5 protein-coding genes are annotated in these 6564 nt (G+C 77.7%); 1 reads left to right on the top strand and 4 read right to left on the bottom strand.

Features of this window, described 5'->3' with window-relative positions:
• Positions 1-277: 277 nt before the first annotated feature.
• Positions 278-727: an SSI family serine proteinase inhibitor gene (locus ACIBAI_RS15530; protein ID WP_399034414.1), complete on the bottom strand. Its 450-nt coding sequence runs from the start codon at positions 725-727 to the stop codon at positions 278-280.
• The gene (locus tag ACIBAI_RS15525) at positions 724-2082 is read right to left on the bottom strand and encodes a M14 family zinc carboxypeptidase (RefSeq protein ID WP_399034435.1); all 1359 of its coding nucleotides are present in this window, start codon (positions 2080-2082) and stop codon (positions 724-726) included. The genes ACIBAI_RS15530 and ACIBAI_RS15525 overlap by 4 nt, the downstream gene beginning before the upstream one ends.
• Positions 2083-2449: 367 nt before the next feature.
• Here ACIBAI_RS15525 and treZ point away from each other — a divergent pair, with 367 nt between their 5' ends.
• Positions 2450-4195 (top strand): malto-oligosyltrehalose trehalohydrolase, encoded by a 1746-nt coding sequence (gene treZ / locus ACIBAI_RS15520; RefSeq protein ID WP_399034412.1) that lies wholly within the window; start codon positions 2450-2452, stop codon positions 4193-4195.
• A 52-nt stretch (positions 4196-4247) separates the two neighbouring features.
• On the opposite strand, the gene ACIBAI_RS15515 is transcribed toward treZ, so the two are convergent.
• Both ACIBAI_RS15515 and ACIBAI_RS15510 read right to left on the bottom strand, forming a co-directional pair.
• Positions 4248-5201 carry a phosphotransferase gene (locus ACIBAI_RS15515; RefSeq protein WP_399034411.1) on the bottom strand — a complete coding sequence of 318 codons (954 nt, stop codon included), beginning with the start codon at positions 5199-5201 and terminating at the stop codon, positions 4248-4250.
• Between the two features lie 111 nt (positions 5202-5312).
• Positions 5313-6440, bottom strand: a complete 1128-nt coding sequence (locus tag ACIBAI_RS15510; protein WP_399034409.1) for an aminopeptidase P family protein — start codon at positions 6438-6440, stop codon at positions 5313-5315.
• Positions 6441-6564: the final 124 nt, after the last annotated feature.

The raw sequence follows: 6564 nt of genomic DNA, 5'->3' as shown, positions 1-6564 counted from the left end.
TATCTCGATGTCGAGATAACTCTAGTACATGGGGGCGGTCTGGTCATGCCCGGGCCCGCATCCCCCTCCCCCGCCCCCACGCGCCGCGGCCGGTGCCCCCGGGGCGGCCCCCCCCCGCCCGCGCGGGCCCCCCCCGGGCCCCCCGGGCCCCCCCCCCGCGGGCGGGCCCCCCCGGGGCGGCGCGGCCCGCGGCCCGCCCCGGGGCCGGCCGGGGCGGGCGGGGGGGGGGGGCCCCGCCCCCCCCCCCGGGGCCCCCCCCCCCCCCCCGCCACGCCCGTCAGGCCGTGTGCGACGGACTCGGTCCCGCGCCGTCCAGGGCGAACACCGACCCCGTCCGGACCGCCATCACGCAGCCGTTGGGGAAGGTCGCCGTGTACTCGACCGGCCGGCCCCGCCACTGCCCGCGCGCGTGGGCGGTCACCGGGGCGTAGACCATCGGGCAGTGGGCGTCCTGCGGCCGCAGGCCCGCGATGTCGCCGTTCGCCGTGCCGAGCTCCGCGCAGGCCCGGGCGGCGCGGGGATGGCCCTGGGGCGGATCGCAGCGCAGCAGGGCGCCGCGCGTGACCGCGGACGGGGTCTCGCCCCGGGTGACCGTGAGGTGCAGCCAGGTGCCCGCGTGGGCGCCCCCGGCGGTCGCCGACGCCGGCGTGGCGCAGGCGGCGAGGAGGGCGGCCGCCGTCAGCAGGCCGCTCCGCAGCGCTCTTGTCGTGGTGGTGGTGTACGTCATTCCCGGTGCATCGGCACGGCGGCACCGGACCCCCAGCCCTGCTCACCCGAACGGGAGCGGGCGGGTGCGTACCGCGCCGCCAGTTCGAACGCGGCGAGCACCACGCGCGTCTGGTACTCGGCCTGGCGTGCGACCGGGATCCAGCGCGCCACGCAGCCGTCGCGGTAGTCGGCGCACCACGCGTCGATGAGCCGGTCCAGTTCCGGCAGCGCCCCGGCCGGATCGCGCCCGGCGCCCGTGACCAGCTGGTGCAGCAGCCCGGCCGTGCGCAGGGCCAGCCGCCGCCCGGCGATGCGCAGGGCGGTCAGGTGGGCGGTGCTCAGCGGCGGGAGCGCGTGTCCCGGGCCGTCGCCGGTGGCGGTGTCGGGGTCCCACGCGTCGGCGAGGCCGGGGCAGACCAGGAGGTAGTCGTCGACCGGCGCGAGCAGCCGGGCCGCTTCCGGCAGGGCGGCGAGGTGGGGCCGGACGCGGGCGAGGATGCCCCGCAGCAGCCGGGTGTCGTGCCGCAGCGTCCGGCTGACGGCGCGCAGCGCCCCGTCCCGGTCCGCGGGCGGTGAGCCGTCCTCCACGGCGGCCACCCCCCACATGGGCGCCTCGACGACGGCCGTGACGGTGCCGTAGCGGCGCGGGTGGCTCCACGTGGACTCGACGGCGGCCTCCGTGATGGCCGCCACGAGGTCGCCCCGGCGCGGCGGCGGGATCCGGTAGACGGCCGGCCCCAGGGCGGGCCAGTACAGGGTGTCGTACGCGCCGAGCTCGCGGGGGATGCCGAGGCGGGCCGCGGAGTGCGCGACCCGCCGGGCGAGGCCGGGCAGGTCGTGGGTCACCTCGGCGAAACCGCCGCCCACGTCGACGCCGTGCAGGGAGCACTGGAGGAAGGGCCGCAGCTCGTCCTGGAGGGCGAGCAGGGCGCGGGTCTCCGGCAGCGTGGCCGCGGCCGCGCCGTCGGGCAGCCACTCGGGCTGCTCCAGGAAGCCGGGCCGGAAGAAGTGGCGGGCGTAGCGGTCGAGGGTGTACGGGCCCGTGAGCCAGCCCTCGTTGCGGCGCAGGCCGTCGGGGTCCAGGCACAGCAGCAGGTTCCAGGTGGCGTCCGCGTCCTCGGTGAGCCGGGGATCGCCCAGCGCGCGTTCGGCCAGCCGCAGGACGGTGGCGCCGCCGACGGGCTCGTTGGCGTGCGGTCCGGCGACGACGAGGGCCTGGCGGCTGCCGTGCCCGACGGACAGCAGCCACAGGGGCGTGCCCGCGCGGGAGGTGCCGACGCGGCGCAGCCGGGCGTCGCGGGGACGGCGGGCGGCCAGGGCGGCGGCCCGGACGCCCAGCTCGTCGACGGTCGGGTAGCGGTGGAGGGGCGGCAGGGCACACCTCCACGTTGCGAAGCCGTCGGTTCACCCGGGGTGCGCGGGGTACGCACAGTCAGTCACGACTTCGGGGGTACGTCAACACCTCGACGGCGACGGGGACAGGGGCCGCCCACCGGCGCCGACGGTGCGTAATGCCCAGGCCAGAGCCGGGGCCCTTCCGGGGGTCCGCGCGGCGGCGGGGGCGGCGGGCGGAGTGCGCGCCGGGCGGCGCGGCGCGCACTCCGCCGGAAGGGCGCCGGGGTCCGGCTCGGCCCGCCGCGCGACGCGGCGGGTGAAAACCGGGGATGCGAAAGCGGAACGATCTCGTTTGACGCACCATGGACGGGCTACATCACGGTGAGCAGACGAAGGGGAACCGTCCGTGCAGTTCGAGGTGTGGGCACCACAGGCCGGCCGTGTGACGCTCCGGTGCGACGGCGTCACGCGTGCGATGGAACGCGATCCCGAGCGGGTGGGGTGGTGGCGGGGGGAGGCCGAGGCGCGGGACGGCTCGCGGTACGGCTTCGCGCTGGACGACGGCCCCGTGCTGCCGGACCCGCGCTCGCGCCGCCAGCCGGACGGCCCGGACGGGCTGAGCGCGGTCGTCGACCACGGGCGGTACGCGTGGCGCACCGAGTGGGCCGGACGCCCGCTGCCCGGCGCGGTCCTGTACGAGCTGCACGTGGGCACCTACACCCGCGAGGGCACCCTGGACGCGGCCGCCGAGCGGCTCGACCACCTCGTCGGACTCGGCGTCACCCACGTGGAGTTGATGCCCCTGTGCCCGTTCCCGGGCCGGCACGGCTGGGGGTACGAGGGGGTCTCGCTGTGGGCGGTGCACGAGCCGTACGGCGGCCCCGAGGCGCTGAAACGGTTCGTCGACCGGGCGCACGAACTCGGCCTGGGCGTCGTCCTGGACGTCGTCCACAACCACCTGGGGCCGTCCGGCAACTACCTGCCGCAGTTCGGGCCGTACTTCACGGAGACGCACCACACCCCCTGGGGCGCCGCCGTCAACCTGGACGCGCCCGGCTCGGACGAGGTGCGCGCGTACTTCGTGGGCAGCGCGCTGGCGTGGCTGCGCGACTACCGGCTGGACGGACTGCGGCTGGACGCGGTGCACGCGCTGGCCGACACGCGCGCGTGCCACTTCCTGGAGGAGCTGTCGGCGGCCGTGGACGCGCTCGCCGCCGAGGTGGGCCGCCCGCTGTTCCTGATCGCCGAGTCCGACCTGAACGACCCGCGGGTCGTCACCCCGCGCGAGGCGGGCGGCCTCGGGGTGCACGCCCAGTGGAACGACGACTTCCACCACGCCGTCCACACCGCTCTGACCGGCGAGTCCCAGGGCTACTACGCCGACTTCGCGCGCGCCCCCCTGGCCGCCCTGGCCAAGACGCTCACCGGCGGCTACTTCCACGACGGCACGTACTCCAGCTTCCGGGAGCGGCACCACGGCCGTCCCCTGGACCGCACCCGCACGGCCGCGCACCGGCTGCTCGGCTACAGCCAGACCCACGACCAGATCGGCAACCGCGCCCAGGGGGACCGCCTGTCGGCGCTGGTCTCCCCCGGGCTGCTGGCCTGCGCGGCCACGCTGGTCCTGACCGCCCCGTTCACGCCGATGCTGTTCATGGGCGAGGAGTGGGCGGCGGGCACGCCGTGGCAGTTCTTCACCGACCACACCGACCCCGAGCTCGCGGAGGCGGTACGGCACGGGCGGCGGCGGGAGTTCGCCGCGCACGGCTGGAAGGAGGAGGACGTGCCCGACCCGCAGGACCCCGCGACCCGCGACCGCTCCTGCCTGGACTGGTCCGAGCCGGAGCGCGAGCCCCACGCGCGCGTGCTGGCCTGGTACCGCCGGCTCATCGCCCTGCGCGCCGAGCAGCCGGACCTCACCGACCCGGACCTCGCCGACACCAAGGTGGCCTACGACGAGGAGGGACGCTGGCTCGCGTTCCGGCGCGGGGACATCCGCGTCGCCGTGAACCTCGGCACGCGGCCGGCGGCGATCCCGCTGGGCGCCCGCCCCGCGCGCGTGCTGGCCGCGTGGGAGCCCGTCGAGGCGCCGGGCGGGGACGGGGTGCTGCGGCTGCCCGGGGAGTCGGGCGTGGTGCTGCTGCAGTCGTGAGGGCGGCCCGGAGGGCGCGGGTGGCGCCGGAGGACGTCGTCGGAGGGCGCCGTCAGAGGGCGTCGTCCTCCCCGTCCTCCCGCGGTTCCGTCACCCGTTCGAGCAGGATCGCCTCCCAGGCGCGCCGCAGCCGGGTGCGCAGCGGCGGGAGGGGGCCCGCGGCGCGGCCGGCTAGGGCGTCGGCGAGGCGGACCACGCTGTCGCAGCGGGCGAGCCAGAGGCCGCGCAGGCAGGGGCGGGCACCGTAGCCGGCCAGGGTGGCGGCGCGGACGGCGGCGGGGGCGCCCACGGCGAGCGCGAGCCCCGCGATGTCCTCGGCGGGGTCCCCGACGACCGCGTCGGCCCAGCCCAGGACGCCGCGCACCCGCCCGTCGGCGCCGACCACGAGGTGCTCGTCGGTGAGCCCGTGGTGGACGAGGACGGCCGAACCGGGCTGGGCGGCGAGCTGGACCGCGGCCGGCGGCGTGAGCTGGGCCAGGCGGGCGGGGTCGAACTCGTCGGCCTCGGCGAGCCGCCGGGCGGCGCGTTCGGCGGCGCGGCGCAGCGCCTCCAGGGAGCGCGGGGCGACCCGCGGCACGCCGAGGGCCTCGGCCTGGCGGACGGGCACCGCGCGCAGCCCCGTGAGCAGCTCGGCCAGGTCGGCCTCGCCGAGCGCCGACACCTCGTGCCCCTTCCCCGAGCCGCCGGGCACCTTGGTGTCCAGCGTGTAGGTCATGCCGGGCGCCCACTCCCCGTGGGCCACGCTCACCGGCACCGCGACCGGGACGTGCGGGCGGACCAGGTCGCGCAGGCGCAGCTCGCGGCGCTGCCGCAGGGCGGCCTCGTGGCCGGGGGCGAGGCGCAGCACATGGCGGGTGCCGACCCACCACGTGGCGTGCCCGCCCCCCGCCGCGACGGGCCGGACGTCGGGCCAGGCGGTGTCGTCCGCGTCGCCCGGGCCTTCCTTGAGCAGGGAGCGGACCAGTCGGCGGACGGTGTCCGCGGTGGGTGTCGGTGCCTGGGTCATGGATCGCGCCGTTGTCGGTCGGGGGCTGCGGGGCTGCGGGGTCGGGGGCCGGGCGGCGCCGGGCCCGGGAGGCCGTCGCGGTGCCCGTCCGCCCCGGGTTCCCGGTGCCCGTCAGTCCACTATGACCATTTCGCGTGTCGTGTTGTTGAGGCGGCGGCCGCCGTCCTCGGTGACCGTGACGATGTCCTCGATGCGCACCCCGAAACGGCCGGGGAGGTAGACGCCGGGTTCCACGGAGAAGCACATGCCCGGCACGAGCGGTTGCGGCTCGCCCTCGACCAGGTACGGCGGCTCGTGCGTGGTGACGCCGATGCCGTGCCCGGTGCGGTGGACGAACCGCTCCCCGTGTCCGGCGCCGGCGATGACCGCGCGGGCGGCCCGGTCGACCTCCTGGCAGGCGACGCCCGGCCGCACGGCCCGGAAGCCGGCCTCCTGGGCCTCGCGCACGAGGTCGTGCACCCGGCGCTCCTCGTCGGTGGGTTCCCCGACGTGGACCGTGCGGGAGGTGTCGGAGCCGTAGCCGTCCCTGAGGCCGCCGAAGTCCAGGACGACCATGTCGCCGCGTTCGATGACGCGGTCGCCGGCCTCGTGGTGCGGGTCGGCGCCGTTCGGGCCGGAGGCGACGATGGTGAAGTCGACCTGGGAGTGGCCGAACCGGCGCAGCAGATCGGCGAGGTCGGCGGCGACGTCGCGCTCGCGGCGCCCTCCGAAGGGGACCTTGCGGATCTCCTCGAACGCCGCGTCCGCGGCCGCGCCCGCGGCCTCCAGCAGGGCCAGTTCCGACGCGTCCTTGACCGCGCGCAGCATCGGCAGCGCCTCGGTGAGGGAGGCGTACGAGGTGCCCGGCAGCGCCTGCTGGAGGCCGAGCAGGTGCATCGCCCAGGCGTTGTCGCTGATCCCGTACCGTCCCGAGGCGTCCAGGAGTGCGGCGGTGGCGGCGTAGGGGTCGTCGCCGTCGGTCCAGTCGCGCAGGGCCGGCACGACCGCCCCGGCCGCCTTCTCGGCGTCCGGGGCCTCCAGGGCGGGGACGACGAGGACGGGGTCCCGGCCGGGGGCGAGGACCAGCAGGGTGAGCCGCTCGGTGACCGCGGGCGGCGCGTACCCGGTGAGCCAGACCAGGTCCGGTCCGGGCGCCACCAGGAGCCCGGCCAGCCCCGCCTCGGCGGCCGCCCGCGCGGCGCGCTCCATCCGGGCCCGGTAGTCGTCGGCGGTGAAGGGCGCGGGCGTACTGCCGGTCATCCGGGCCTCCCTGGCGTGTGAGGGGACTACGGACAGCATCCTGCCCGGCGGGAAAGGGCCGCGCGAGCCGATCGGGGGGAGTGTCCGGGGCGCGGCCGCCGGACCGGGCGCCCGGCGCGAGCCG

Source organism: Streptomyces sp. NPDC051041 (genome assembly GCF_044456065.1).
Lineage (GTDB): Bacteria > Actinomycetota > Actinomycetes > Streptomycetales > Streptomycetaceae > Streptomyces > Streptomyces glaucus.
The sequence above is the reverse complement of the archived record's forward strand: the minus strand, read 5'-3'. Positions and strand labels throughout refer to the sequence as shown.

Bases quoted from the DNA above. Each gene is read 5' to 3' on its own strand.
- ACIBAI_RS15510 (WP_399034409.1), bottom strand. From the start codon at position 6,440: ATGACCGGCAGTACGCCCGCGCCCTTCACCGCCGACGACTACCGGGCC.
- ACIBAI_RS15530 (WP_399034414.1), bottom strand. From the start codon at position 727: ATGACGTACACCACCACCACGACAAGAGCGCTGCGGAGCGGCCTGCTG.
- ACIBAI_RS15515 (WP_399034411.1), bottom strand. From the start codon at position 5,201: ATGACCCAGGCACCGACACCCACCGCGGACACCGTCCGCCGACTGGTC.